Raw genomic sequence first — 25,649 nt, 5'->3', positions numbered from 1 at the left:
GGCAGTTGCAAGCCCGGCCGCTGTCGCCAATCCCGAATCCCGAATCTCTAATCCCGGCTACTGAGCCAGCTTGATCTCGTAGATCTTCGGCCAGCGCTTTCCGGTGACGAACAAGCGATCGTGCGCGGCGTCGTAGGCGATGCCGTTGAGGACATCGTTGGTGGGGTCGGTCAAGGTGTCCGGGTCTGGCACCAGTGCCTTGAGGTCGATCCAGGCGATGACCTTGCCGTTGGCGGGGTCGATGCGTGCGATGCGGGTGGTCAGCCACACGTTGGCCAGCAACTGGCCCTTGACCCATTCCAGCTCGTTGAGGTTGTCCAGCGGCTTGCCGCGGGCGGTGACCTTGATGCTGCCGATCTGTTTCAGGCTCTGCGGATCCAGCCGGCGGATGTTGGCGGTTCCGTCGCTCATATAGAGCTGGCGATCATCGCTGGTCAGCGCCCAGCCCTCGCCGGAATAGGTGAATTGGGTACGCGGTGCCAGCGTGGCCAGGTCGTAGACGAAGCCGCGCTGATTGCGCCAGGTCAGCTGGATCAGGCGATCTTTCCAGGCCACGATGCCTTCGCCATAGAAAGGCGGCGGCGTATTGACCTGCTGCAGGACGTTGCCGCTGTCCAGGTCGACCTTGCGCACGCTGGACTGGCCCAGCTCGCCGGTGCTCTCGTAGAGATGCCCGTCCAGATAGAACAGGCCTTCGGTAAAGGCAGCGGTATCGTGCGGATAGGTCTTGACGACGGTGTAACCCTGGGTGGGAATCGCCTCGCCGCAGTGGGCGAGGGCGGGCAGCAGCAGTGCGCTGGCGAGCAGGCTGTAGACGATGCGTGGCATGCGGCAATCATCCCATGTCGCGGCCGCAGGCGGCAGCTCTGTTGCCCTGTCGGACTTGGCTAAGACCCCGCTGAACAAACGCCTGCGCCGCGCTGGAATCTTGTCGCGGCTGCCACATCGGCGCTGCTAGTCTCGCGCCACGTCCACCACTGGCACTGCTCACATGATCAAGTCACTTTCGCTCATCGCGCTGCTTGGCGCCGCCACGCTGGCTCCGCAGGCGCAGGCCGCCGGCAACATCGATTGCCAGCTGTCGTTCAACTTGTCCGGCTGGTCGGTGTTCTACAAAACCGCCAGCGGTACCGGCACCATCAAGTGCGATAACGGTGCGGTCATTCCGGTCAAGATCTCCAGCAAAGGCGGTGGCCTGACGGTCGGTAAATCCAAGATCGTCGGCGGCCGCGGCACCTTCAGCGGTGCCTATAGCCTCAACGACCTGTTCGGCACGTATGCCGCCGCCGAAGCGCACGCGGGCGTCGTGAAGTCCAGCACCGCACAGGTCGTCACCAAGGGCGATATCTCGCTTGCGCTGGCAGGCACAGGCGAGGGCGTGGACCTGGGTGTCAACGTGGGTAACTTCGTGATCGAGCGTCGCAAGTAAGAGCGGTAACAAGCTGAGCGGGCTGTCCCCGGATGGGCGTGCGCTGCGCGCCCAACACCGGAGCGCACGGGTGGCAGGTGTCGATGTCGAGCAACGGTCGCGCCCACCCGAAGGCCGCGCAGTCGTGTTGCCGATCCAGGTCGCAGCATCGGGATCGCGCTCATTCAACCGGTGCGTGCGGTGTCTGCATCGCGATGGCGCTGCAAGGGAATGGCTTTCGTTAAAGGACTGTACGACCGGATACGCGGCAGCTTCTGTGTCTCAGTCGATGTCCTATACCGTCCTCCACATAAAAACGGCCCTTTGCAGGGCCGTTTTTATCGCGCGGATCGGTTGACGCTCAACGACCGCGATTACCGCCGGGAGGACGACGATTGCCGCCGCCCGGCGGACGGCCGCCGGGGCCGCGCGGTGCGCCACCCGGGCCGCGAGCGCCGCCACCGGGACCGCCGGGGCCACGGTTGGCAGACGCGGGGCCGCGATTACCACCCGGACCCGGTCGCCCACCGCTCGGGCGACCAGCAGGGCGTGCGGCACCGTACGGGCTGAAGCCCGGGTTGGCGTGATCGGAGGGGAAGCTCGGTGCGTTGCCCGGGTGGCCATACGGGTGCTTGCGTTGCCCCTGGCCCTGCGACTGACCCTGTCCGCCGCCAGCGCCGCGTCCCGGACCACCCGGGCGGGCGCCGCCTGGACCGCCAGCGCCCGGTCGCGCACCACCCGGTCCTTTCTTGGCATACGGGCGTGCCTGACCGGTGCCCGGGCCGCTCGGGCCGGCATTGCGGTGGCCGCTCGGGCCGGTGCTCACGCCATCGGGCACATACCAGCTGCGGAACGCGGCCGGGTTGCCGTCTGGCAACGCGCCGCGGTCGCCCTTGGCCGGGCCGCGCTGCTTGAACGGGCGCTGCTGCGATTGCTTGGCGGCCGCTTCGCCGCTGACTGTCAGGCCGCCCCTGAAACCGCCGGGCTTGCCGCGACCGCCACGGCCGCGATCTTCGCGCAAGTTGTCGAAACGCCGCAGTTCGCGGCCTTCATCCGCGCCAGAGGTCTGGCCGTTGACGTAGGCATTGCTGCGGCCATCGCGTGAGACGTGCACGGTCGACTTGGCGGCGCGGCGCTGACCGATCACAGGCTGCAGGGTCAGTGCCGACGGCGCGCCTTCTTCCAGTTTCAGTTCGGCGCGCAAGGCGTCGACCTTGTCCTGCGCCACTTCCACCGAGTGCCCGCGCAGCAGCTCGCGCGGCAGCGAAATCTTGCCGTAACGGCTGCGCTTGAGGCGGCTGACCTGGCAACCCTGCGATTCCCACAGGCGGCGCACTTCGCGGTTGCGGCCTTCCTTGACCACCACGCGGAACCAGTCGTGCGAGTCGGTACCGCCGATGCGTTCGATCTCGTCGAATTTGGCGCCACCGTCTTCCAGCAGCACGCCGCGCGACAGGCGCTCGATGATGGCATCGGAGACTTTTTCTTCGCCTTCCGGCGCACGCACGCGCACCACGTATTCGCGCTCGACCTCGTAGGAGGGGTGCATCATCGCGTTGGCCAGCTCACCGTCGGTGGTGAGCAGCAGCAGGCCGGTGGTGTTGATGTCCAGGCGGCCAATGGCGATCCAGCGCGAGCCCTTCAAAACCGGAAGCGACTCGAACACGGTCGGGCGGCCTTCGGGATCTTCGCGCGTGGTCACTTCGCCTTCGGGCTTGTTGTAGATCAGCACGCGCGAGGGCTCGGTCAGCGCGCTGGCCACGAAGCTGCGGCCGTCCAACTCGATCTTGTCGCCGCTGCGCACCGACATGCCGGTCTGCGCGACGGCGCCATTGACCTTGATCAGGCCGTCGGCGATGCGCTGTTCCAGCGCGCGGCGCGAACCCAGGCCGGCCTGGGCCAGCACCTTGTGCAGGCGCTCTTCCAGCTTGGGCGCTTCGGGCGCGCTGTCGCGCTTGAGAGAAAGCTTGTTCAACGACAGCTTGCGGGGGGTGTCACTCATGTGTCTGGCTCCGGCCGCCGCGTTGCGGGTCGGCCTCTGGGTCGGAATCGGCTTCGTCAACAGCCACGGTCGTCGTCGCGACGGCGTTGTCTTCGTCTTCGTTCACTGCATCCGCGCGAGTTCCCGGCGCGGTGTCGGGGTCGCCCTCACGGGCGTCGTCTGGGTCCTGCGTGTTCTTCTCGTGCGCCGAGCCATGCTCGGGGTGTTGCGGTGTCTGGTCGTTTACTGCGTCGACCGCTTCGGTGTCGATCGCCTCATCGAGACCGTGGTGTTGCTGGTCGACTGCGGCATCGTCAGGCGATTGCTGTGCATGCTGGTCGGCGTCGGCGTCACTTTCAATTTCGGTATCGCGCTCGGCGTCGGCCTCGTCCATTTCCAAACTATCTTGCAAAGCGCCGGTGCCGCTGTCGTCAGCCGCAGCGCCAGCTTCCACATCCGCGTCGGTACCGCCAGCATCCGCATCGTCAGCACCCGTATCGCCGCCCTCGGCGTCAGCCTGATCTGCATCGGCCTGATCCCGCGCCGCGTCCATCGCTGCCGCCGCGGGCACGGCGCCATCCAGTTGCCCCTCGCGGTCCAGCGGCAGCTGCGGTTCCAGCTCGGCGATGTCCTTCAACTCAGACAATGGCGGCAGCTCGTCCAATCGCTTGAGCCCGAAATAATCCAGAAAGCCCTTGGTGGTGCCGAACAGGGCCGGCTTGCCGGGCACGTCGCGGTGGCCCACCACGCGGATCCATTCGCGCTCTTCCAGCGCCTGGATGATGTTGCTGCTGACGGCCACGCCGCGCACCTGCTCGATCTCGCCGCGGGTGATCGGCTGGCGGTAGGCGATCAGCGCCAGGGTCTCCAGCGTGGCGCGGGTGTACTTGGTGCGGCGCTCGGTCCACAGCCGGGCGACCCAGCCATGCACATCGGCCTTGACCTGGAAGCGGAAGCCGGAGGCCACTTCGACCAGTTCCACGCCGCGCTCGGCGCAGGCCTCGCGTAGCAGTTCCAGGGCGCGCTCCACGCTGCCGGGCGGTGCCGGCTCTTCTTCCGGAAACAGGCCCTGCAGTTGCGCCAGCGTCAGCGGCTGGCTGCTCGCCAACAGGGCGGCTTCGATAATGCGGGTGATCAGCGCTTGATCCATTCGGTGATCGGCTTCAGATAGGTTCGTTGGCGGCATCGCTATCGTCGAATTCGCTGGAGAATTGCAACGGCGCATTGGTATTGCCCAACGCCAGCGACTTCACGTAGATCGGCGCCAGCGGCGCTTCCTGCACGATGTCCAGCAACTGCTCCTTGGCCAGTTCGAGCAGCGCCAGGAAGGTGACCAGCACGCCGAGCTTGCCTTCTTGGGCAGTGAACAGCGATTCGAAACGGTAGAACTTGCCATCGTCCAGGCGGCTGAGCACATCGCCCATGCGCTGGCGCACACTCAGCGCCTCGCGCTTGATCGCATGGCCGGTGAACAGCTCGGCGCGTTTGAGCACGTCGTACAGCGCCATCAGCATTTCTTTCAGCTCCACCGGCGGCGGCAGCTTCACCGCTGCGCGCTCGGGCAGATGCGCCTGCACCGGCGCGCTGTCGCGGCCCATGCGGGGCAGGGTGTCCAGATCCTCGGCGGCCTGCTTGAAGCGTTCGTATTCCTGCAGGCGGCGTACCAGCTCGGCGCGCGGATCTTCTTCTTCGCCATCCTGGCTGGGAGGGCGCGGCAACAGCATGCGCGATTTGATCTCGGCCAGGATTGCCGCCATTACCAGATATTCGGCTGCCAGTTCGAAGCGCAGCTCCTGCATCACATTGATGTAGTCCACATATTGCCGGGTGATCTCGGCGACGGGGATGTCCAGGATGTCCAGGTTCTGGCGGCGGATCAGATACAGCAGCAGGTCCAGCGGGCCTTCGAAGGCATCCAGGATGACTTCCAGCGCATCCGGCGGGATATACAGATCCTGCGGAATCTGCAGCACCGGTTGCCCATGCACCACCGCCAGCGGCATTTCCTGCTGCTGTGGCGGCGCGCTCGTGGCTGGCGGAGTCGCGACGTGCGCGAGTTCGGAATTCATCAGGTCGACATCGGTCTTGCGGTCGCCGGCGGCGGTCTTAAGCCGCGCCTGCAGGGCTTTGCCTTGAGTTATTGCGATCAATGTCGTGCCTGTGCCGGCACGATCCCACAAATCCACATACAACGTCCGCCGCGTGGCATGCGGCGACGGAACAGCGAGGAGGTCGTCTACGCGGACCGGCGGTGGGCAGCGAATCGGTCGTCGGGAAGAGCGCTGCGCCTGGGCCGACGGGCCGCTGCGTCCGGTTGCGTGTGCAGTGGTGCCAAGCGTAATGCGTGCGCGGGGGCGGTGTCCAGCGCCGACGCGGCTAGAATCGGTGCGGTGATCTTCCAGTCTTGGGCGAGGTGGCGTGTGTGGTACGTAATCGAGGGATATGACCGGGCCGACGCAGTGGCGGCACGGCAGCAGGCGCGGCCGGCGCATCTGGCGCGTCTTCAGGCGCTTGCGGCTGCTGGGCGGTTGCTGGTGGCGGGCCCGTGTCCGGCCATCGACGCCGAAGATCCAGGTCCGGCCGGTTTCACCGGCAGCGTCGTGATTGCCGAGTTCGACGCCCTGGAGGATGCGCGCGCCTGGGCCGATGCCGACCCCTATGTGGAAGCGGGCGTGTACACGCGCACCGAGGTCCGCCCATTCCGCCGGGTATTGCCATGAGCCGGGTCGAGCAGATCCGCGCAGCGTTGCAGGCGGCACTGGCGCCCACCGAACTGGACGTCGTCGACGACAGCGCGCGGCATGCCGGCCATGCCGGTGCGCGCGACGGGCGCGGGCACTTCAATGTGCGCGTGGTCAGCGCCGCATTCGTAGGCAAGCCGCCACTGGCACGGCATCGCGCGGTGTACGCCGCGGTGGGCGAGATGATGCAGACCGATATTCATGCCTTGTCGATCGAGGCCTTCGCGCCGGGCGAGGTTGGCTGAACGTCGCGGGGAACCCCGGCGGTCGTACCGGGCCGTCTGCTGTGATCAGAACTGCCGGGCTCAGCGGTGATTGCCTTCTCGGCAGCGAGCGTCAGGGTGCAGCCGGCAAGGCCGCGGGAGTGCCGGTGCAGGCGCCGGTCCGTGCGGTCCTGGCAAGACTGGATTGACCAGCAAATCGTGACCTGCATCCTGCTTCGCATGTGGACGCATTGGTGCATATTTGTTGCGACGCAGCACGTTGCTTCACGTGCTCCTCACCCGCAGCTGATTGATCTGTAAGCGTTTTCACGCATGTGAAGATAGGGGTTTACGCCTCTGTATGAAAACGCTTACAGTCCGCGCCAGTTTTGGGAAGTCGGTCGCGGAGGGCGACACGAATGGCCAAGGGTGCGGTCACCATCAAAGATGTCGCTCGGGAAGCGCAGGTCTCCGTCGCAACGGTGTCGCGTGCGCTCAACGGGCACGACAACGTTGCCGGACCGGTGCGCCAGCAGGTGCTGGAGGTGGCTGAGCGGCTGCGCTACAGCCCGCATGCGGCCGCGCGCAGCCTGAGCAGCCGGCGCTCGCAGACCCTGGGCGTGGTGCTGCCGGACTTGTATGGCGAGTTCTTTTCCGAATTGATTCGCGGCATCGACGGCGCGGCGCGTGCGGCCGGCCAGCACCTGCTGGTGTCCAGCTACCACGGCGACCCGGAAGCCCAGGGCAGGGCGCTGCGCTCGATGCGCGGGCGCGTCGATGGCCTGCTGGTGCTTTCGCCCTACGCCGAGCAGCCGGGGTTCCTCACCGACAACCTGCCGCAGTCGCTGCCGACGGTGTTGATCAATGCGCACCTGCCCGGTGCCGACTATCCGGTGCTGAGCATCGACGACCATGCCGGTGCCATGGCCATGACCGAGCACCTGTTGCGGGCCGGGCACCGCCGCATCGCCTTCATCGGTGGCCCGGCGCTGAACTTCGATGCGCGCGAACGCCTGCGCGGCTTCCGCGATGCGCTTGCTGCGTTCGGTGCGCAGGCGCAGGGCGTGGAATACCCGGGCGACTTCGACGAAGCCTCCGGCCACCGCGCCGGGCTGGCGATGCTGGCGGCCGGCGCGTTGCCGGATGCGGTGTTCGCCGCCAACGACATGACCGCGCTGGGCTGCCTGTACGCGTTTGCCCAGGCCGATGTGTCGGTGCCTGGCGACGTGGCGCTGGCGGGTTTTGACGACATTCCGCTGGCCCGCTTTGTCCATCCCGCGCTGACCACCATGCGGGTGAGCATCGCCCGGCTGGGCGAGCAGGCGATGACCCGGCTGATGCGCCTGGTCGAAACGCCTGACCGCGATGACGGCATCCGCCAGTTGCTGACGCCCGAGCTGGTGATCCGTGCCTCCTGCGGTGCCGGCCAATCGGCTCACTGACCTTTCCGGCCACGCGTTTCCGGGCCGACCTTTTCGCGGACGTCCTGTCCGCTCCCGCTGTACCCGCAGCGGCTGTTCCTGCACCACTGCACTGCCACAACAACAATCTGTACCGATCCCTGGAGGGACGACCATGCGCCACCACCACCCCCATTCCGCCCGTCCGGCGCGCAAGCTGCTCAGCTGCGCGCTTGCCAGCTGCCTGCTGCTCGGCGCCGCTCCGGCCTTCGCACAGAGCACCGCTGCGACCATCCGCGGGCAGGTCACCGTCGATGCCGCACCTGCCGCCCAGGCGCAGGTCACCGCCACCAATCTGGCCACCGGCCTGACCCGCACCGTGCAGGTCAGCAATGGCGGCTATTCGGTGGGCGGCCTGCCGCCGGGTTCGTACCGCATCGATGTCACCGCCAATGGCCAGACCAGCTCGCAGAACGTCACCGTGCAGGTCGGCCAGACCGCGACCTTGAACCTGGGCGTCGGTGGCGAACCGGCCACGGCCGCCGGTGGTAACGCCACCACGCTGGATGCGGTGCAGGTGAAGGCGCCGCCGGTGCTGGTGGAGACGCGCACCTCCGAGAACGCCACCTACATTTCCAACGTGCAGATCCAGAACCTGCCGCGCGCCACGCGCAACTTCCTGGAGCTGGCCGACACCGTGCCCAACGTGCAGTTCACCCGCGATGCCAACGGCACCACCAAGGTGCGCACCGGCGCCACCTCGGCCGAAGGCACCAATGTCTACATCGACGGTGTGAGCCAGAAGAACTACGTGCTCACCGGCGGCGTGAGCGGCCAGGATTCCAGCCGCGGCAACCCGTTCCCGCAGTCGGCGATCGGCGAATACAAGGTCATCACCTCCAATTACAAGGCCGAGTTCGACCAGGTCAGCGGCGCGGCCATCGTGGCCTCGTCCAAGTCCGGCACCAACGATTTCCACGGCAGCTTCTTCTGGGACACCAGCAACGACAGCTGGCGCGAGGAAAGCCCGCTGGAGAAGAAGGCCGGCGTGCGCGACGACTTCGAAGAAACCCAGTACGGCGCCACCTTCAGCGGCCCGATCCTCAAGGACAAGGCGCACTTCTTCATCGCCTATGAAGCCAAGGAATACACCACCCCGAACGTGGTGATCCCCGGCTCGATCTATTCGGACCGCGTCGACCAGTTGCCGGCCCAGCTGCAGCCGCTGGTGGTGACCTCCAGCACGCCGTTCAAGGAAGACCTGTACTTCGGCAAGATCGACTGGACCATCGGCGAAAACAACCTGTTCGAGCTGACCGGCAAGTACCGCAAGGAAGACGAGCTCAACGACGTCGGCCGCACCTCGACCTACGAGCACGGCAGCATCAACGGCCAGGAAGAAAAGCGCGCCAACCTGCGCTGGCAGTACAGCGGGGCCAACTTCCTCAACGAAGCCAACCTGAGCTACGAAAGCGCGTTCTGGAACCAGGCGCCGATCAACAACGGCAATGGCTACATCCTCAGCTACGCGCCGGTGCGCGGCAACGAGACCGACATCCTGGCGGCGGGCGCCGGCAGCAGCTTCCAGCGCAAGGGGCAGAAGGGCTGGACCTTCCAGGACGACCTGACCTTGAACAGCCTGGAATGGCACGGCGCGCACACCGTCAAGATGGGCGTGAAGTTCAAGAGCATCGACCTGGATTCGACCCAGTTCAATCCGGCCAACCCGCAGTACTACTACAACATCCTCACCGACGTGCAAACACCGTACCGCGTGCGCTTCGGTGCGCCGCTGGTGGAAGGTGGCGGTTCGGTGGTGTCCAAGAACAAGCAGTACGGCATCTACCTGCAGGACGACTGGGAGGTCAACGAGCACTGGACCTTGAACCTGGGCGTGCGCTACGACTACGAGCAAACCCCGGCATTCCTGGATTTCGTGACCCCCTCGGATGTCGCCAGCGCGCTGCAGAACTGGCCGAACCTGCGCAACGCCAACTACAACATCAACGACTTCATCAGCACCGGCAACAACCGCAAGGCGTTCAAGAATGCCTGGCAGCCGCGTCTGGGCGCCTCCTACGACCTGTTCGGCGATCAGGCCCACGTGATCTATGGCGGCGCCGGTCGTGCCTATGACCGCAACATCTTCGATTACCTGGCACTGGAGCAGCTCAACAACTCTTTCAAGTCGTATAGCTACTACTTCACCAGCGCCAACAACCCCGCTTGCCTGGGCGACCCGTGCACGGCCTGGAATCCGGCGTACAACAGTCAGGATGGCTTGAACACACTCACGGCCAACAGCACCGGCGGTGGCGGACGTGAGGTCTACCTGATCGACAACAACCTCAAGACCCCGTACTCCGATCAATTCAGCATCGGCATGCGCAACATGGTGCCGTTGTGGGGCCAGGACTGGTTCACCGATGTCACCCTGAGCCGCATCGAAAGCCATGACGGTTTCGCCTTCGTGCGCGGCAACCGCCTGCCGGACGGTTCGTTCTTCCAGCCGGGCACCACCTCCGGCGTGCCGACCGACGGCCCGAATGGCTATAGCGCCATCGTGCTGGGCACCAATGGCGTGGAAACCCGCAACAACCAGCTGGCCTTGCAGGTGGAAAAGCCCTTCGACGAAGAGTCCGGCTGGGGCTTGACCGTGGCCTACACCTATTCCGATGCGAAGGAGAACCGGCAGTTCGGCGAGCACTATGCGCTGGACCGCGAACGCATCCAGGACTATGGCTGGCGCGAGGCCGGCGGCATCCCGAAGAACCGCCTGGTGGTCACCGGCATCTACGAGCTGCCGTATGAGGTCAAGCTGTCCGGCAAGCTGTCGCTGGCCAGCCAGACCGCGCGCTATGGACAGAATTGCCTGGCCGGCAACGACCAGTGCGAGATCATCCAGTTCAAGCCGGATGGCACGCTGGGCTACAAGGAATTCAGCATTGCCGCCAATAAAGAGTGGGACACCGGCGGTGGTGTCAAATTCAATGTGCGTGCGGATATCCTCAACGTGTTCAACTGGGTTAATTACGCCACCTTCAACGGCGATACCGGAACATTGCAGGACTTGAACACGGCTTACGGCACACCGACCGGTGTGCTGGCGTCGCCGATGCGTACCTTCCGTCTGGCCTTCGGCCTGAACTGGTGAGGTGCTCGACCGCCCTGGCCGCAACGCCAGGGCGGTCGAACTCGGCGCCTGGATAGGGTAGGTTGGCGTGTCAGATGTAATCGATTACACACGTGGGGGGCGGATGGACAGGGGCAACACGTCGCGATGGTTGACGATTCCACTCTTGCTGGGCGCGCTGGTCTTGGCGTCGTGCAAGCAAGCCGAGGAACCCAAGGTGGCCGAAAAGAAGGCACCGGTCAAAGTCATCCTGGTTGAGGCGCAACTGCCGCCCAAACCGGTCAAGCCGCCGCTGCCGCCGCTGTTTTCGGACATCGAACGCCGCACATTCCAGTTCTTCTGGGACACCACCAACGAGGTCAACGGCCTGTCGCCGGATCGGTTTCCGTCGCGCCCGTTTGCCAGCATTGCGTCGGTCGGATTCGCGTTGACCGCCTATCCGATCGGCATCGAGAACGGGTGGGTCAGTCGCAATCAGGCAATCGACCGCACCCTGACCACGCTGAAATTCTTCCGCGACGCGCCGATGGGTCCGCAGAAGACCGGCCGGGCCGGCTACAAGGGCTTCTACTACCATTTTCTGGACATGCAGCAGGGCAACCGCTATGACAGCTGGGTTGAACTGTCGAGCGTGGACACCGCACTGCTGATGATGGGCGTGTTGTTCACCCAGTCGTACTACGACGGCGACGACCCGCGCGAAAAGGAGATCCGCCAGATCGCCGACACGCTGTACAAGCGCGTGGACTGGCGCTGGTTGCAACAGCGCGCGCCGCTGATCTCGATGGGCTGGTTCCCCGAGAGCGGCTTCATCAACCACGACTGGATGGGCTACAACGAGGCGATGATGCTGTACATCCTCGCGCTGGGCTCGCCAACGCATGGCGTCGACCCGGACGCCTGGACCAGCTGGACCCGCACCTACAACAACGACTGGGGCGTGTATCAGGGCCAGGAATACCTGTCGTTCGGCCCGCTGTTCGGCCACCAATACAGCCATGTCTGGATCGACTTCCGCGATATCCAGGACCAGTACATGCGCGAACGCGGCATCGACTACTTCCTCAACAGCCGCCGCGCCACGTTGGCGCAGCGCGACTACGCCATCGACAACCCGATGAAGTGGAAGGACTACGGCGAAAACGTCTGGGGCCTGACCGCCAGCGACGGTCCGCAGAACACCAGCCAGGAATACCGCGGCGAGCAGCGCCAGTTCCGCCATTACTCTTCGCGCGGCGCCGGTCTGCGCGAGAATTTCGACGACGGCACCATCGCCCCGACTGCGGCGATCTCCTCGATCGTGTTCGCCCCGGAAGTGGTGATTCCTGCCACCCAAGAGATGCACAAGCGCTATGGCGACTTCCTGTATTCGAGCTACGGGTTCCTGGATTCGTTCAACCCCAGTTTCAACTACGACATCCCGATCAAGACCGGGCGCATGGTGCCGGACCGTGGCTGGGTGGCCAGCGACTACATCGCCATCGACCAGGGCCCGATCCTGACGATGATCGCCAACTACCAGAACGAATTCGTCTGGAACGTGATGAAGAAGAACCCCTACATCCGTGCCGGTCTGGAACGCGCCGGCTTCACCGGCGGCTGGCTCACTCCGGAGGGCGAGCCGCAGCCGGCGCCGCAGAAGGACGAGCAGAAGGCCGCCGCGCGCGCGCTGGGCATGGCCGAATCGCGTGCCGCCGCCGCCCAGGCCCAGCAAGACCCCTCGCAACGCCAGAAACCCGAGTAATCCGTGCGCCTTTTGAAACTGTTGATGTTGGCCGTCGCCCTGTGTGCAGGTGCGACGGGATGCGAACGCTCCGATCCGGGCAAGACCACGGTGCGCTTCTGGGCGATGGGCAAGGAGGCCGAAGTGGTCGCCGAGCTGGTGGCTGATTTCGAAAAGCAGAACCCCACCATCCACGTGGATGTGCAGAACATCCCGATGACGGCGGCACACGAAAAACTGCTGACCGCCTTTGCCGCCGATGGCCTGCCGGATGTGTGCCAGCTCGGCAACACCTGGCTGCCGGAGTTCGCGCTGCTGGACACGTTGGAGCCGATGCAGCCGTACGTGGCGCGCTCCAGCGTTGTCGACCCGGCCGATTATTTCCCCGGCGTGTGGGACACCAATCTGGTCGATGGCACGCTGTACGGCGTGCCGTGGTACGTGGACACGCGGCTGCTGTTCTATCGCAAGGACCTGCTGCGCGAGGCCGGCTATAGCGAAATGCCCAAGACCTGGGCCGAGATGGAACAGGTGATGGCCGCGATCAAGCGCAAGGTCGGCCCCGACCGCTATGCCATCCTGATGCCGCTCAACGAATTCGAGCAGCAATTGTCGTTCGCGCTGCAGCAGGACGACCGCCTGCTGCGCGACCACGACAACTACGGCAACTTCCGTGGCGCCGGTTTCCGCAAGGCGCTGGGTTTCTACGACAACATGTATCAGCAGGGCTGGGCGCCCAAGGTCTCAGAGACCCAGGTCTCCAATGTCTGGTACGAATTCTTCAACGGCTATTACGCGTTCTATCTGTCCGGGCCGTGGAACGTGCGCGAGTTCAAGCTGCGCCAGCCGCCGGGCATGGAAGGCAAGTGGGGCACCGCGCCGTTGCCGGGCCCCACTGGCTTGGGTGCCGGCATCGCCGGCGGTTCCAGCCTGGTGATCTTCAAGTCCTCGCAACACAAGGACGCCAGCTGGAAGCTGATCGAATACCTGTCGCAGCCGCAGGTGCAGGCGCGTTTCCACGCCATCATCGGCGACCTGCCGCCGCGTCGCAGTACCTGGAAGCTGCCTTCGCTGGCCAACGACGAACTGGCGCATGCCTTCGGCGATCAGCTGGAGCGGGTCAAGGCCACGCCCAAGGTGCTGGAGTGGGAGCGCATCGTGCAGGAAATGCGTCTGGTCACCGAGCGTGTGGTGCGCGGCGGGCAATCGCACGAAGCCGCCGTGCAGGAACTGGATCAACGCGTGGACGAAATCTTGGCCAAGCGCCGCTGGATCTTCGAGCAGGAGGGCGGGCATGTCGGCCCGGCCGGTGACACCGCTCCGCCGGCAGTGAAGCCAGCGGCAGCAGGCACCACCGCGCCAGCTGCCGCAGCGGATCAGGGAGCCGCACGATGATGAAGCGCAATTCCGTCGCCGGCTGGGTCTTTGCCGCGCCGTCGATCATGGTGCTGGGCATGTTCTTCGGCGTGCCGGTGTTCGCCGCGCTGGTGCTCAGTGTGACCGACTTCGACCTGTACGCACTGGCCGACAGCAGCCATCTGCGCTTCGTCGGCCTGGGCAACTACATCGACCTGCTGCAGACGCCGCTGTTCTGGAAGTCGTTGTGGAACACCACCTACTTCGTGCTGCTGGGCGTGCCGATGTCGATCGGTGTGTCGCTGGGCGCGGCCCTGCTGCTCAACGCCAAGGCCTCGCGCTTCAAGGCGCTGTTCCGCACCGCCTTGTTCGCGCCAGTGGTGACCACGCTGGTAGCGGTGGCGGTAATCTGGCGCTACCTGTTCCATATCAAGTACGGCCTGGTGAACTTCGGCCTGAGCCATCTGGGCATCGCCCCGATCGACTGGCTGGGCGACCCGCGCTGGGCGATGCCCACCATCATGCTGTTCGCGGTGTGGAAGAACTTCGGCTACAACATGGTGATCTTCCTGGCCGGGCTGCAGGCGATCCCGCAGGACTTGTACGAGGCCGCGCGCATCGATGGCGCTTCGCGCTGGAAGCAGTTCCTGCACATCACCTTGCCGATGCTCGGCCCGGTGCTGATGGTCGTGGGCGTGATCACCATTTCCGGCTACTTCCAGCTGTTCGCCGAACCCTACGTGATGACCCGCGGCGACCCGCTGCAAAGCACCGTCAGTGTGCTGTATTTCATGTTCGAAGAAGGCTTCAAGTGGTGGAACCTCGGCCGCGCGTCGGCGGTGGCGTTCCTGTTGTTCCTCATCATTCTGGCGGTGACCACCGTGATGCTGCGCTTTGGCCGCAAGAAGGACCTGATATGAGTCGTGATGTCGGCGAGTCGCGCTGGAATGCCGTGCTGATCAACGGCGGCCTGCTGGCGCTGGCGGTGATCAGCCTGGCACCGCTGCTATGGATGCTGTCGGTGTCGTTCATGCCCACCGGCGAGGCCAGCCGGTTTCCGCCACCGATGCTGCCGTCGGCGTTCACCACCGCCAACTACCACGAGCTGTTCGCGCGCACCGGCATGGCGCGCAACTTCGCCAACAGCTTGCTGGTGTCCGGGCTGATCACGCTCGGCTCGCTACTGGTCAACACCATGGCCGGTTATGCGTTCGCCAAGCTGCAGTTCGTCGGCCGCGAGCGCATCTTCAAGATCCTGATGGCCGCGCTGGTGATCCCGGCGCAGGTGGCGATGCTGCCGCTGTTCCTGCTGATGAAGCAGTTGCACCTGGTCAACAACATCGGCGGGGTGGTGGTGCCGGCGCTGGCCACGGTGTTCGGCATCTTCCTGGTGCGTCAGTACGCGCGCAGCATTCCGGATGAATTGATCGAGGCCGCGCGCATCGACGGTGCCAGCGAGATGCGCATCTTCTTCCAGATCGTGTTGCCGATGCTCAAGCCGGTGCTAGTCACCTTGACCATCTTCACCTTCATGGGTTCGTGGAACGACTTCATGTGGCCGTTGATCGTGCTGACCGACCAGGAGCAGTACACCTTGCCGGTGGCGCTGGCGGCGCTGTCGCGCGAGCACATCATGGATGTGGAATTGATGATGGCTGGCGCAGTGGTGACGGTGATTCCGGTGCTGCTATTGTTCCTGGCGCTGCAGCGTTACTACATCCAAGGTCTTCTGCTGGGGAGTGTGAAGGGGTGAAACCAGTGTTCCTGCGACTGTGTGCCATGGCCGCTTTCGTCACGTCTGCGGGCGCGGCGCAGGCGCAGGAGCGCGTGCTCGACGGCTTCAACGACATCGGTGCCTGGCGCCTGGTGGTGTCCAACCAGGTTAGCGGTTCGCTGCGCCCGGTGGCCACGCCCTCGGGCGGGCATGCGCTGTGCCTGGACTACAACTTCAACGGCGTGTCCGGCTATGTCGGCATCCGTCGCAATTTGCCGATCACCTATCCGGACAATTACCGGATGTCGTTCGCGGTGCGCGGCGAGTCGCCGTCCAACGACCTGCAGCTCAAGCTGATCGACGCAAGCGGCGACAATGTGTGGTGGGTCAACCGGCCGGGCTTCAACTTCCCGAAGAACTGGACAACGTTCAACTACCGCAAGCGCAACATCGAGAAGGCCTGGGGCCCAGGTCAGGACAAGCAACTGCGCAGCAGCGCCGATGTGGAGTTCACCATCTACAACAAGGTCGGCGGCAAGGGCACGGTGTGCTTCGACCGGCTCACGCTCACGCCGCTGCCGCCCGAAGACACCTCGCCGTTGCAGGCCAAGGCCATCACCGACACCGCGCCTGCGTTGGAACAGCGCCTGGCCGATGGCAAGCCGGACACGTTCTGGCTCAGCGGCGCGGTCAAGCAACAGACGGTCACGCTGGATCTGGGCAAGGTGCGCGAATTCGGCGGCGCCGTGGTGCAGTGGGTGCCGGGTCTGCAGGCCTCGCAATACGTGGTGCGCTCCTCCAGCGACGGACGGAGCTGGCGCGACCTGCGCACGGTCACTGCCGGCGCGGGCGGCACCGATTGGTTGGCGCTTCCCGATACCGAAGCGCGCTACCTGCGTTTCGATCTCAAGGACGGCCCCAACTGGCGCTATGGCATCAAGGAAGTGCAGCTGCAGCCGCTGGCATTCGCCGCAACGCCCAATGACTTCATCAAGTCGCTGGCCGCGCAACTGCCGCGCGGCAGCTATCCGCGCGGCTTCTCCGGCGAGCAGCCGTACTGGACCATCCTGGGCCTGGATGGCGGCACCGAACAGGGTCTGATCGGCGAGGACGGTGCGGTGGAAGTGGGCAAGGGCGGTTTCAGCATCGAGCCGTTCGTGGTTACCGGCGGCAAGGTGCTGCACTGGTCCGATGTCAGCAGCGAGCAAAGCCTGCAGGACGATTACCTGCCGATTCCCAGCGTGGATTGGCACCACGACCTGATGAATCTGCGCGTCACCGCCTTCGTGCAGGGCACCCCCGATCAGGCGCAACTGGTCGCGCGTTACCAACTGCACAACACCGGCAAGGATGCGCGCGAGTTCACCCTGGCGCTGGCAGTCCGGCCATTCCAGGTCAACCCGCCGGCGCAGTTTCTCAACACCTTGGGTGGCGTCAGCCGCATCGACCAACTCGCAGTGGATGGTGGCCAGGTCAGCGTCAACGGCAAGCCGCGGGTGTTCGCTGCACAGCGGCCGGATGCCGGCTTTGCAAGCGCCTTCGACAGCGGCATGGACGTCAGCCATCTCACCGCGGCCACGCCGCCGACGGTGACCCAGGTCAAGGACGAAACTGGCCTGGCATCGGGTGTACTGCTGTATCGCTGGAAGCTGGAGCCCGGCCAACGCCGCGAAGTGGCCCTGGTCATTCCGCAAACCGGCGCCGCGCAGCTGCCGGCTGGCTTCGATGCCGACAAGGCGCAGCAGCAGGTGGCGCAGCAATGGCGCAGCAAGCTCGATCGGGTGCGCATCAGCGTGCCGGCCGAAGGCAAGCCGGTGGTCGATACCTTGCGCACCGCGCTGGCGCATATGCTGATCTCACGCATCGGTCCACGCCTGCAGCCGGGCACACGCTCGTATTCGCGCAGCTGGATCCGCGACGGCGCAATGATTTCCGAAGGACTGTTGCGGCTGGGTCGCGAAGACGTGGTGCGCGACTACGTGGATTGGTTCGCGCCATACCAGTTTGCCGATGGCATGGTGCCGTGCTGCGTGGACGACCGCGGCAGCGACCCGGTGCCGGAGAACGACAGCCACGGCGAGCTGATCTACAACATCGCCGAGTACTACCGCTATACCGGCGACAAGGCCTTCCTGGAAAAGATGTGGCCGCATGTCACCGGCGCCTACGACTACATGGAAAGGCTGCGCGCCAGCGAGCGTACCGAAGAAAACTTCATGCGCAACCCGGCTTTCTACGGAATGATGCCGGTGTCGATCAGCCACGAAGGCTATTCGGCCAAGCCGGTGCATTCGTACTGGGATAATTTCTGGGCACTGCGCGGTTACAAGGACGCGGCGATGCTGGCCGGGGCGCTGGACAAGCCAGAGGAAGCGGCACGCTTCAGCGCCGCACGCGATGAATTCAGTGGCGATCTGGTGGCATCGCTGGGCGCGGCCGTGCGTCAGCACAACCTGGATTTCCTGCCGGGCTCGGCGGAGCTGGGCGACTTCGATGCGACCTCGACCACCATTGCGTTGACGCCAGGCGGCGAGCAGCAACGCCTGCCGCAGGATCTGCTGACCAAGACCTTCGAGCGTTACTGGAAGGAATTCTCCGGCCGTCGCGACGGCAAGCGCGAATGGAAGGACTACACGCCCTACGAGTGGCGCAACGTGGCCGCATTCGTGCGCCTGGGCTGGCGCGACCGCGCCTGGGACGCGACCGCGTTCTTCTTCAAGGACCGCGCTCCACAACCCTGGAACCAGTGGGCCGAAGTGGTCTCGCGCACGCCACGCACGCCGTTCTTCGTCGGCGACCTGCCGCATGCCTGGGTCGCCTCGGACTTCGTACGCTCGGTGCTGGACATGTTCGCCTACGGCCGCGAATCCGATGCCAGCCTGGTCATCGCGGCCGGCACGCCGACGCGCTGGTTCGAAGGCAAGGGAATCGGTATCGCCGAACTGCGTACACCGTACGGGCGCCTCAACTACACCTTGCAACGCACCGACAAGCAATTGGTGCTGCAGCTGCAGCCCGGGCTGATCCTGCCGCCGGGCGGTGTGGTGCTGCCGTGGCCGTATCAGGGCACCCCGGGCAAGGCCACGATCAACGGCGAATCGGCTGAATGGCAAAACGGCGAGCTGCGCATCCAGCAACTGCCGGCCAACGTGCAAATCGATGTGCCCAGCGCGGTGCGGCGGGCCGAGCGCGCCACGCAATGAGGCAGGCGTGGCGGCCGTCCCGGGCAGCGCCAGCACGGCGAGGTTCCGAAGGGCTGCTCATGTTGGTTGCACTGCTGCTGTTCTCCACTGGCGTGCAGGCCGGGCAGGGCGTTCCCTCCGTGCAGCGCGGCAATCGTGAGCAAGTAGCGAACGCCGTGCAGTCATCCGCCACAGCGTCGCGCGAAATGACCCTGGTCACGCTCAACCTGCACCACGATCGCGAAGACTGGCCGGCACGACGCGCTTATATCGCCAGGGAACTCAAGCGACTGGCGCCGGACGTGATTGCGTTGCAGGAAGTGATCGAGCGCCGCGGCAGCGTGGAAAACCAGGCCGCCTGGCTCGCGCGCAAGCTCGGTTACGACTACACCTTCGCCTCGGTCGATCCGGTCGGTGCACCCAAACGCTACGGCAATGCGTTGCTGAGTCGCCGCAAAGTGCTGGCCACCCACCAGCGCCTGCTGCAGCCGCTGGACGATTACCGTGTCGCCGCGCATCTGCAGGTGGATGTCGATGGCCAGCCGGTCAACGTCTATGTCACCCATCTCAACGAACGCGCCGACGCACGCGGTGCCGGCATACGCACGCGCCAGGTGGCCGATCTGCTGGACTTCATCGCCTCCAACAGCGCGCAGGCGCCGGTGGTGATCGCCGGCGATTTCAATACCGCCGCCGACACGCTCGATCTGCAAGCGCTACGCAAGGGCTACGGCGACAGCTACGGCAGCGTGCATCGCAATAGCGACGCCACGGTCAGCACCTTGAACATGCACATCTTCGACAGGCCTGCACGCATCGACCATGTGTTTTTCCAGCAGAACCGCCTGCTGGCCCGCGAAGCCCGCATCCTGTTCGAGGCGCCTTATGCCGAAGGCCGCTGGGCATCGGATCACTATGGTGTGTGGGTACGCCTGCAGCTTGCGCCGGAGCATCCGGCAAGCAACCGGATGCCGTAGGAGCGCACCCGCGCGCGACAGTAATTTACCGGGAAGGCCTCATCGCGCCCAGGGCGTTTCTACATGGCTCCGGGTACGCCTGCAGCCAGCGCCGGAGCATCCACCACCCCCCCCGTATGCCGTAGGAGCGCACCCGGGCGCGATGGGATTTACCGTAAGGCCTATTGGCCCGGGTGCACTCCGACGAACGGTCTGGAGCTGGCGGCTTCAGTGCCGCAGTACTCACCCGTGCAGACGATTGAAGATTTGCACCCCGGCCAGCCACACACCGGCCATGCTGCCGAAATTGGTCAGCAGAAATGTCAGCACCACCCGCGAGACGCGGTTGCGGTACCAGCCGCGCAGCGTCTGCGCGTCGTCGCGCAATGACAGAAAGTCGCCGTAGGCCGGCTTTCGCATATGCACTTCGACCAACGCGGCGAATGCACCGGTCGGCACGCTCAGGCGAAATGGCTTGAACGGCGCGACGACCGCGGCGGTGAGAATGCTCAACGGGTGGCTACCGGCCAGCAAGCAGCCGAGCGCGGCCATGCCGCCGGTATACATGGCCCACTGCATCAACAGGTCCGCGCCCATGCTCAGGCCGCCACGCCAGAACCCGATGCCGATGCCGGTGATGATGACCGCCAGGATGCCCAGCGTGATCCACGGAATACGCTTGCGCTGCTGCACGTATTCCAGCGATTCGCGCAGCGGGCCGGGCGCGGCGGTGTCCTGTTCCAGATGGCGCGCAAGTCCGGCCAGATGTCCAGCGCCAACCACCGCCAAGATCTCGCGCTGCTCTGCGCCGACTTCTTCGCGCAGACGCGTGGCCATGTATTGGTCGCGCTCGGCAATCACCGTCTCGTACAGCTCCGGACTTTCGCTGGCGAAGTCGCCGAAGCTTGCCTCGAGCATGTCGCCTTGCTTGAGCTTTTCGATTTCCTCCTCGCCCACCTCATCGGCAGCGAACAGGCCGCCGAGCAATCCCCCGGCCAGTTTCATCTTGCCGAAAAACCCCAGCCGCCCGGACGCACGTTTGAAGGTCAGGCCAACCTCGCGATCGATCAGATGCACCGGCAAGCCCTGCGCGCGTGCCAGGTTCACCGCCTCCTTCAATTCCGCGCCCGGTTCGATGCCCAGTTGTTTGGCCAGGCGGCGCTGGTACGCGGCAAGCGCCAGATTCGCGGCGAACAAGGCCACACGGCCCTTGCGGATCACCTGCACCAGATCCAGGCGGGCGAGGGCGTCGGGATCGCTGAGCGCCTGCAGGCGCTGCGCGTCCAGTTCCACCGCTACCGCGTCGTAACGCCCGCTGCCGATCGCCCGTTGCACGGCGGCAACGCTCGCCAGCGACACGTGCGCGGTGCCGAGCAAGGTATAGCGCACGCCGTCGCGTTCGACGATGCGATGCGGCTGGCCGGACAGCGCATCGTCCAGAACGTGGGGGGGCTGCTCAGTCATGGGGCTTTTCATCAGAAGGAGGGGCGGTGTCGCCGGAGCCGAGCGCGCGTTGCATCTGCACGCCGTCCAGCCAGCGACCGTGTTTGCGGCCAATTCCGTTGAAGACTCCGACCGTGCGAAATCCAAAACGTTCATGCAAGTGTCGCGATGCCAGATTGCCGGCATCGCCAATCACCGCGATCATCTGGCGGAAGCCGCGCTGCTCGCACACCGCGATCAGCTCGCCCAGCAGGGCTTTGCCGATGCCGCGGCCCTGCGTCGCGCTGGCCAGGTAGATCGAGTTCTCCACCGTCCAGCGATATCCGGCGCGCGCGCGAAATGCGCCGGCATAGGCGTAGCCCGCGACCACGCCATCGAGCTCTGCCACCAGATAGGGGTAGCCTGCCTCCACGATCGCGCTTACCCGCGCGCGCATTTCATCGAGCGATGGCGCGTTGTATTCGTAGGTATTGACCCCGGCGATCTGCTCCGCATAAATCGCAGTGATCGCCGGGATGTCCGCATCGCGGACTGCACGCAGCTCCAATGGCATGCGTCAGTCGATGTAGCGCTTGAGCAGATCGCCGTACGCATCGATGCGACGGTCGCGCAAAAACGGCCAGATGCGGCGCACATGTTCGCTGCGTTGCAGGTCGACATCGCAGATCAGCACGGTCGGATCCTGGCCGGCTTCGGCAATGAACTCGCCCTGCGGCCCCAGCACATGGCTGTTGCCCCAGAACTGGATGCCCGAGGCGCCCAGCGGCGAGGGCTCATGGCCGACCCGGTTGCACGACAGCACCGGCACGCCGTTGGCGACCGCATGGCCGCGATGGCTGAGGATCCAGGCATCGCGCTGGCGCTCCTGCTCGGCCTGCTGGTCGTCCGGATCCCAGCCAATCGCCGTGGGGTAGAGCAGCAGTTCCGCACCGGCCAGCGCCATCAGGCGCGCCGCTTCCGGATACCACTGGTCCCAGCACACCAGCACGCCCAGGCGGCCCACCGAGGTATCGATCGGCGTGAAGCCCAGATCGCCCGGAGTGAAATAGAACTTCTCGTAGAAGCCCGGATCGTCGGGGATGTGCATCTTGCGGTACTTGCCGAGCAGCCGGCCGTCCGTTTCGAACACCACCGCGGTGTTGTGATACAGGCCGGCCGCGCGACGCTCGAACAGCGAGGCGACCAGCACCACGCCGTGCTGCTTGGCCAGCGCGCTCAAGCGCTCGGTGCTGGGGCCGGGAATCGGCTCGGCCAGGTTGAACTCGTCCACCGACTCGTGCTGGCAAAAATACGCACCGTTGTGCAGTTCCTGCAACAGCACCAGCTTGGCGCCCTGCGCGGCGGCTTCGGCCACGCGCGATGCGATGACGGCCAGGTTGGCCTCGGCGTCGCCGTGGTTGCGCTCCTGGATCAGCGCGACGGGAAGGAGATGACGGGTCATGGCAGCATCCAACGTTAGTGGCGCACTAAGGTAGCGCGCCATGGCGTAACACCGGCCTGCCGGCCGGAACAGGAAGCCGCGTGCGGTCTGTGCGGCCGCGACGCAGGCGAGGTTCGCAACTGCGCTTAGGCCGCGAGCAGGCCGGCCGGCAATTGCATGGTCAGGCAATGCAGGCTGCCGTTCTGCCAGATCAGCGCACGGCACGGCACCGGCACGATCTCGTGCTGCGGGAATGCCTGCGCCAGCACCGCCTGCGCGGTTGCATCGGCCGCATCGCCATAGGCCGGCATCAGCACTGCGCCGTTGACGATCAGGAAATTGGCATACGACGCAGCCAACCGGCGGCCTTCATCGAGGATGGGCTGTGCCCACGGCAGCACAAACAGCCGATATGGCTGCCCGTCGGCCCTGCGCAGCGCGGCCAGTTCGGCCCCCATCGCCTGCAGTTCGACGTAATGCGAATCGCCGGGCACGTCGCAGCCCTGATAAACGATCGCATCCGGGCCGGCAAAGCGCGCCAGCGTGTCGATATGCGCGTCGGTATCGTCGCCTTCCAGGTAGCCGTGATCCAGCCACAGCACGCGCTCTTGCGCCAGCCACGTGGCCAGATCGCTGCTGAGCGATTCGCGCGTGCGCTGCGGATGCCGCTCATGCAGGCACTTCCAGGTGGTCAGCAGGGTGCCGGCACCATCGGTCTCGATGGCGCCACCTTCCAGCGCGAAGTCGATGGTCTCCACCTGCGCCGGCACGAACACTTGCGCGGCATCCAGCGAACTCACCAACTGATCGTCCAGGCTGGCTTCGAACTTGCCGCCCCAACCGGTGAAACGGAAATCCATCAACCGGAAGCCGGCTTCCTGGCGCAGCGTGATCGGGCCCGAATCGCGCAGCCAGGTGTCGTTGTACGCGGCGATCACGAAGCGCACGCGCGTCATCTCCACCCGCGCCGAACGCAGCCGCGCCTCGGCATAGATCTGCAGGTCGTCGTCGGCCACGCAGATGACCACCGGCTCGAAGCGGGAGATCGCCGTGACCAGCGCAATATAGGTCTCTTCCACGTCGGCCAGGCGCTCGGCCCAATCGGTGCCGGCATGCGGCCACGCGAGCAACACGGCGGATTGGGGTTCCCACTCGGCGGGAAAGCGAAGACGGTCGGTCATGCCAGGCAAATACTCATCTTGGTGTGCAGGCCATCGCCCGCTCGTTCATCGATATCCCGCACGTGGATGCGGGCTCTTGCAATCCAGTCGCCGATCGCCGCGCCGGCCTTGTAACAGCATCGCAGCAACGCATGTCCGGCTGCTGACGGACCCGGTGCACCTTGCGATGCGAATCGTGACGGCCGGCGTGCGAAGACCGGATGCCGAAACCTCCGGTCGAGCCGTCACCGACGCCTCAGCGGATCGGCGGCTTGGGCCCAATCTCGTTGGCATCGGCCTTGTTGGCCACCACGTCGATCACCTTGCTCTTTTCGAAGTACACGGTGAAGGCCGGATACACCCAGCGATGGATGGTCGGCCACTGGCGCTTCTGGCCGCCACGTGGGTCGAGCTTTTCCTGTGGCGCGCCGTAGCGGCCTTCGACCTGGCTCATGCTCTCGCCGCGCAAGGGCAGGGCAGCGGCAGGCTTCTGCTGTGCGCGGTCGACCAGCAATGTATCGGCCGAAGCGACGGCACTGATCCCCATCAGCGCGATTGTCAGTACGACCGGCGGCATCACAAACAAACGGTTACGCATGTCATCTACTCCCCAGTGGACAAGATTTCAGATGGTGATTACAGCAAAAAACGACGACAGGCGCTGTTGCGACACGGCTGACCTGACGGGCCGCGATTGCCCGGGCGCCCCGGCCCAGGGACGGCGATGTCCTGCGTGGGCAGGCCGGCGTAGATCCGTATGCAACCACGATGAAGCAGCGGCCAAGAAAAAACCGCCCGGAGGCGGCTTTCTCGGGTCTTGCACGCGCCGCGAAGGCTTAGCGCTGACGCGCCTTGAAACGCGGGTTCGACTTGCAGATCACGAAGACCTTACCGCGGCGGCGGACCACCTTGCAGTCGCGGTGACGGGTCTTCGCAGACTTCAGGGAGGACAGGACTTTCATGGCACACCTCGGCGTAAACGGTTGGATTCGATGGAAGAGTGCCCACGGTCGAGGGTGCACCCGGAATTAAGCCGGCGATTCTAACCGGCTTTTCGTCGTGCTTTCAAGTGGTTGCAGCGCGATCGCTGCGAGCGGCGCTACACTACGCGCTGATGACCTTCCGGAAACCTGAATGACCGACCTGTCGCCCGTTCTCACCATCGATGGCCCTTCCGGTGCCGGTAAGGGCACCGTGAGCCGGATCGTGGCCGCCCGGCTGGGCTGGCATTACCTCGATTCGGGTGCACTGTATCGCGCGGTGGGTGTGGCGGCGAGCTGGGCCGACCTGGATGTCTCCGACCCGGCAGCGCTGGTGCGTTGCACCTTCGACACCAGGGTGGAATTCGACGATGCGGGCGAGGCAGGGCTGCGCGTGCTGGTCAATGGCGCAGATGCGACCAGTGAGCTGCGCCTGGAAACTACGGGCGCGCTGGCCTCGGCCATTGCCGCCATTCCCGAGGTGCGCAGCGCCCTGAAAGAGCGCCAACGCGCATTCAGGCGCGCCCCCGGCCTGGTTGCCGACGGGCGCGACATGGGCACGGTGATCTTCCCCGATGCGGCCTACAAAGTGTTTCTGACCGCCAGTGCCGAAGAACGTGCGGGCCGTCGCCATAAACAGTTGATGGAAAAGGGTGTTTCGGTTATCTTTGACGACCTGCTGCGCGAGATCATGGCCCGTGATGCCCGTGATGCGCAGCGGGTGGTGGCGCCATTGCGGCCGGCCGAAGACGCCGTGCTGATCGATACCAGCGGAATGGGAATCGAAGATGTCGTCCAGCGTGTGGTCGGGTTGCTCGCAGACCGTGCGCCGTCGTAAGCGTTTGGCAA

22 protein-coding genes are annotated in these 25,649 nt (G+C 65.1%); 12 read left to right on the top strand and 10 right to left on the bottom strand.

What is annotated here, in order from left to right; all coding sequences use genetic code 11:
- Positions 1-57: 57 nt before the first annotated feature.
- Positions 58-828 carry a glutaminyl-peptide cyclotransferase gene (locus ACDH77_RS11260; protein ID WP_277612259.1) on the bottom strand — a complete coding sequence of 257 codons (771 nt, stop codon included), beginning with the start codon at positions 826-828 and terminating at the stop codon, positions 58-60.
- 163 nt (positions 829-991) lie between these two features.
- Between ACDH77_RS11260 and ACDH77_RS11255 the strand changes: the two genes are divergently transcribed.
- Positions 992-1,429, top strand: coding sequence for a hypothetical protein (locus ACDH77_RS11255; protein ID WP_003487019.1), 438 nt, complete (start codon positions 992-994; stop codon positions 1,427-1,429).
- Positions 1,430-1,769: 340 nt separating this feature from the next.
- Here ACDH77_RS11255 and ACDH77_RS11250 read toward each other — a convergent pair whose 3' ends face one another.
- From ACDH77_RS11250 to ACDH77_RS11240, 3 genes are read right to left on the bottom strand one after another with little or no spacing between them, the layout of a single operon-like run.
- Positions 1,770-3,410 (bottom strand): pseudouridine synthase, encoded by a 1,641-nt coding sequence (locus ACDH77_RS11250; RefSeq protein WP_046931924.1) that lies wholly within the window; start codon positions 3,408-3,410, stop codon positions 1,770-1,772.
- Positions 3,403-4,539 carry an SMC-Scp complex subunit ScpB gene (scpB, locus tag ACDH77_RS11245; RefSeq protein ID WP_372353457.1) on the bottom strand — a complete coding sequence of 379 codons (1,137 nt, stop codon included), beginning with the start codon at positions 4,537-4,539 and terminating at the stop codon, positions 3,403-3,405. Before scpB ends, ACDH77_RS11250 begins: the two co-directional genes overlap by 8 nt.
- A 13-nt stretch (positions 4,540-4,552) precedes the next feature.
- Positions 4,553-5,581: a segregation and condensation protein A gene (locus tag ACDH77_RS11240; RefSeq protein WP_029819552.1), complete on the bottom strand. Its 1,029-nt coding sequence runs from the start codon at positions 5,579-5,581 to the stop codon at positions 4,553-4,555.
- Positions 5,582-5,809: 228 nt separating this feature from the next.
- Here ACDH77_RS11240 and ACDH77_RS11235 point away from each other — a divergent pair, with 228 nt between their 5' ends.
- The 10 genes from ACDH77_RS11235 to ACDH77_RS11190 all read left to right on the top strand — a co-directional run bounded on the left by ACDH77_RS11235 (position 5,810) and on the right by ACDH77_RS11190 (position 19,818).
- Entirely contained in the window at positions 5,810-6,109 is a 300-nt protein-coding gene (locus ACDH77_RS11235; RefSeq protein ID WP_014090321.1) for a YciI family protein, read from the top strand.
- On the top strand, positions 6,106-6,375 hold the full coding sequence (locus ACDH77_RS11230) for a BolA family protein (protein ID WP_008571805.1): 270 nt from the start codon (positions 6,106-6,108) through the stop codon (positions 6,373-6,375). The genes ACDH77_RS11235 and ACDH77_RS11230 overlap by 4 nt, the downstream gene beginning before the upstream one ends.
- Positions 6,376-6,752: 377 nt before the next feature.
- The gene (locus ACDH77_RS11225; RefSeq protein WP_011347676.1) at positions 6,753-7,775 is read left to right on the top strand and encodes a LacI family DNA-binding transcriptional regulator; all 1,023 of its coding nucleotides are present in this window, start codon (positions 6,753-6,755) and stop codon (positions 7,773-7,775) included.
- Positions 7,776-7,908: 133 nt separating this feature from the next.
- Entirely contained in the window at positions 7,909-10,887 is a 2,979-nt protein-coding gene (locus ACDH77_RS11220; RefSeq protein WP_109290973.1) for a TonB-dependent receptor, read from the top strand.
- Between the two features lie 103 nt (positions 10,888-10,990).
- Positions 10,991-12,610 carry a glucoamylase family protein gene (locus ACDH77_RS11215; protein ID WP_011347674.1) on the top strand — a complete coding sequence of 540 codons (1,620 nt, stop codon included), beginning with the start codon at positions 10,991-10,993 and terminating at the stop codon, positions 12,608-12,610.
- 3 nt (positions 12,611-12,613) lie between these two features.
- On the top strand, positions 12,614-13,984 hold the full coding sequence (locus tag ACDH77_RS11210; RefSeq protein WP_031422949.1) for a sugar ABC transporter substrate-binding protein: 1,371 nt from the start codon (positions 12,614-12,616) through the stop codon (positions 13,982-13,984).
- Positions 13,981-14,865, top strand: coding sequence for a carbohydrate ABC transporter permease (locus ACDH77_RS11205; protein WP_011347672.1), 885 nt, complete (start codon positions 13,981-13,983; stop codon positions 14,863-14,865). Before ACDH77_RS11210 ends, ACDH77_RS11205 begins: the two co-directional genes overlap by 4 nt.
- Positions 14,862-15,698: a carbohydrate ABC transporter permease gene (locus tag ACDH77_RS11200; protein WP_011347671.1), complete on the top strand. Its 837-nt coding sequence runs from the start codon at positions 14,862-14,864 to the stop codon at positions 15,696-15,698. Before ACDH77_RS11205 ends, ACDH77_RS11200 begins: the two co-directional genes overlap by 4 nt.
- Before the next feature lie 26 nt (positions 15,699-15,724).
- The gene (locus tag ACDH77_RS11195) at positions 15,725-18,862 is read left to right on the top strand and encodes a discoidin domain-containing protein (RefSeq protein WP_218488432.1); all 3,138 of its coding nucleotides are present in this window, start codon (positions 15,725-15,727) and stop codon (positions 18,860-18,862) included.
- A 62-nt stretch (positions 18,863-18,924) separates the two neighbouring features.
- Positions 18,925-19,818 (top strand): endonuclease/exonuclease/phosphatase family protein, encoded by an 894-nt coding sequence (locus ACDH77_RS11190; protein WP_033478931.1) that lies wholly within the window; start codon positions 18,925-18,927, stop codon positions 19,816-19,818.
- A gap of 222 nt (positions 19,819-20,040) precedes the next feature.
- On the opposite strand, the gene ACDH77_RS11185 is transcribed toward ACDH77_RS11190, so the two are convergent.
- From ACDH77_RS11185 to ykgO, 6 genes are all read right to left on the bottom strand, one after another.
- Positions 20,041-21,273 (bottom strand): TraB/GumN family protein, encoded by a 1,233-nt coding sequence (locus ACDH77_RS11185; RefSeq protein WP_046931923.1) that lies wholly within the window; start codon positions 21,271-21,273, stop codon positions 20,041-20,043.
- A complete protein-coding gene (locus tag ACDH77_RS11180) occupies positions 21,254-21,793 on the bottom strand; it encodes a GNAT family N-acetyltransferase (protein WP_031422942.1) in 540 nt (179 codons plus the stop codon). The genes ACDH77_RS11185 and ACDH77_RS11180 overlap by 20 nt, the downstream gene beginning before the upstream one ends.
- A 3-nt stretch (positions 21,794-21,796) precedes the next feature.
- Positions 21,797-22,681 (bottom strand): carbon-nitrogen hydrolase, encoded by an 885-nt coding sequence (locus ACDH77_RS11175; RefSeq protein WP_218488431.1) that lies wholly within the window; start codon positions 22,679-22,681, stop codon positions 21,797-21,799.
- A gap of 125 nt (positions 22,682-22,806) precedes the next feature.
- Positions 22,807-23,841: an agmatine/peptidylarginine deiminase gene (locus ACDH77_RS11170; protein ID WP_218488430.1), complete on the bottom strand. Its 1,035-nt coding sequence runs from the start codon at positions 23,839-23,841 to the stop codon at positions 22,807-22,809.
- 235 nt (positions 23,842-24,076) lie between these two features.
- Positions 24,077-24,418, bottom strand: a complete 342-nt coding sequence (locus ACDH77_RS11165; RefSeq protein ID WP_007970129.1) for a hypothetical protein — start codon at positions 24,416-24,418, stop codon at positions 24,077-24,079.
- Between the two features lie 238 nt (positions 24,419-24,656).
- Positions 24,657-24,782, bottom strand: coding sequence for a type B 50S ribosomal protein L36 (ykgO, locus tag ACDH77_RS11160; RefSeq protein WP_005913193.1), 126 nt, complete (start codon positions 24,780-24,782; stop codon positions 24,657-24,659).
- Positions 24,783-24,954: 172 nt separating this feature from the next.
- Between ykgO and cmk the strand changes: the two genes are divergently transcribed.
- Entirely contained in the window at positions 24,955-25,638 is a 684-nt protein-coding gene (gene cmk / locus ACDH77_RS11155; protein WP_008572390.1) for a (d)CMP kinase, read from the top strand.
- Positions 25,639-25,649: the final 11 nt, after the last annotated feature.

Source organism: Xanthomonas axonopodis pv. maculifoliigardeniae (genome assembly GCF_041519315.1).
GTDB classification, from domain to species: domain Bacteria; phylum Pseudomonadota; class Gammaproteobacteria; order Xanthomonadales; family Xanthomonadaceae; genus Xanthomonas; species Xanthomonas euvesicatoria.
This window is presented reverse-complemented; position numbering and strand designations above follow the sequence as displayed.